General features: G+C 35.8%; 3 protein-coding genes. All 3 read right to left on the reverse strand.

Annotated features, from left to right (window positions below; translation table 11 throughout):
• Positions 1 to 259: 259 nt before the first annotated feature.
• On the reverse strand, positions 260 to 589 hold the full coding sequence (gene cas2 / locus P8M54_RS02400; RefSeq protein ID WP_300284637.1) for a CRISPR-associated endonuclease Cas2: 330 nt from the start codon (positions 587 to 589) through the stop codon (positions 260 to 262).
• Positions 565 to 1,479: a type II CRISPR-associated endonuclease Cas1 gene (gene cas1 / locus P8M54_RS02405; RefSeq protein ID WP_300284639.1), complete on the reverse strand. Its 915-nt coding sequence runs from the start codon at positions 1,477 to 1,479 to the stop codon at positions 565 to 567. Before cas1 ends, cas2 begins: the two co-directional genes overlap by 25 nt.
• 165 nt (positions 1,480 to 1,644) lie before the next feature.
• Positions 1,645 to 2,137: shikimate dehydrogenase (aroE, locus tag P8M54_RS02410; protein WP_300284641.1), on the reverse strand; the 493-nt coding region annotated here is incomplete at its 5' end.

Consider the following 2,137-nt stretch of genomic DNA (forward strand, 5'->3'; position numbering starts at 1 on the left):
AGAAAAAACGATATTCGATAGTTTAGTGTAGTTCCTAAGGAGGCAGTTGTGGTTTGATTAAAGATTAGAAAACACGATATTTGTAACGGCTTTTTTTGTATATTTGAATTAGTTGTGGTTTGATTAAAGATTAGAAAACACGATATTAGTTGGATTGTTACCTTCTGATTTTCATAGTGTTAAAGATGAATATCGTATAAAAAAATGCCTCTTTATTGGTTTGATATCCCAATATTGAGGCATTTTTTTGTTTCTAGTCCTAAAAAAGTTCTAATTGTGTGGGTTGAGGTGCTTTTGGTACTTCGGCTTTGCCCCAAAAATTTTGAATATTTCCAAATTGTTTGTCCGTTATCCTCAGTACACTTACTTTTCCTAAAGGTGGGAGTAGATTATGAATGCGTTTTTCGTGAACATCAGCACTTTCGCTGCTTGCACAATGCCGCACATATACAGAGTACTGCATCATCGAAAATCCATCTTTTAAGAGATTATTTCTAAACTGCGATGCATTGCGGCGGTCTTTTTTGGTTTCAGTTGGCAAATCAAAAAAGACAAACAACCACATTATTCGGTATCCGTTAAGTTCCATAATTTTGGATATTTTATTTTCTTACGATTTCCTGCATAGCATTGTTGCAGTGAGCTAGCCGTTTTTTGTAAAGCAACCATTAACGGACTCTTTTCGTCCTTGAAATAAACGGTTTGTGTTAAAACCTGTAAAAGCTCTGCTTTAATAGCTGTGTTCAGCTCCTGCTCTTTGTAATTACCCATGATTTGATGTACTTTTTCATCAATCAGAGGCCGAAAAGGTTCCATAATATCATCTGCTAGAGCAAAGGCATTGTACTTGCTTTTATGATGAATTCCTAAGGTATTCAGTAGTCCGCTACCTGATAACGCTCGTGCTGTCGCTGCTCGTAGTATGGCATATCCATAGTTTAGGAAATTATTAGGATAGGTACCGTAGCGTTCTCTTTTTATACCATCATTATCAAGATTAGGCTGCGGAAATTGTTTCCAGTATTGCTGTGCAGCAACGCCTTCCATATTGCTAGTGTCACCACTTAATACCTTGCTTGCTAGAAAAGATAAGCTGTTTTTGGAATCTGTTAGTTTTTCAAGTAGTTCTCCTTGATTTTTTATTTTTTCAACAATAGTTTGTTGCCACAGTTGTTTCTTTAAAGGTGCTGAGGCGTTGATTTGGTTTTTAAATATTTCTTGCTGAATATGGTGACTATTCAAATTGAGAAATAAGCCATTGGGTAAATGGTTGGTATTGCAAATGATAATTGCGGTATTATTTTCAATTAATAAATTGAGAGATGGAATGCTAATATAAGTTTCGGGATGGTCAAGCACTAAGAATCCAATATCTTCAATTGGAATGGTACTTTCTTTACTCTCAGATTTCAGGACAAGCTGCAAATTCTTTGTGGTAATGGAGAATTTGTTTTCGATTAAAAGGGTTCTCTTTAGCATAATTTATTTTATTAATGATTTGGTAATCAGTTAATTTAAATAAATTTCACCTTGTTGTTTTACGGTAAACCGTAAATCTGAAAAAAAACTAAAAAAAATCCTGTTACAACCACGCTAGCATGCTAGCGCGGTTGTAACAGGATCAACTATTTTTTAAGCGAAGGCTTATTTATTCCAAATTTTCCAAGATTTTTCGGCTTGGTATACGAGCATATCGTATCCATTTTTAGTAGTAGCGCCTTTTGCTTTTGCTTGACGCAAAAATTGAGTTTCCTCAGGATTATAAATTAAATCGTAGGCAATGTGTTTGCTTGTAAACAAATCGTACGGTATCGCTGGCGATACCTCAATGTCAGGACTAGTACCAATAGGCGTGCAGTTAATTACAATTTGGTAATTCTCAAAAAGGAGTGCGTTGAGGCTGGAGTAGGCGATGGTGTTTTCTTTAGTTCCTCTTGAAACAAAGGTATAGCTTATGCCAAGTTCCTCCAATGCAAAGGCCACACCTTTCGATGCGCCGCCAGTTCCTAAAATAAGAGCGCGTTGATGATGCGGTTGCAAAAGCGGTTGCAATGATTTTTTAAAACCATAATAATCGGTATTGTAGCCTTTAAGTTTTCCTTTCTTGGTGATTTTTATCGTGTTTACTGCTCCTATT

It is taken from the genome of Flavobacterium sp., assembly GCF_029242675.1.
In the GTDB taxonomy this organism is placed as follows: domain Bacteria; phylum Bacteroidota; class Bacteroidia; order Flavobacteriales; family Flavobacteriaceae; genus Flavobacterium.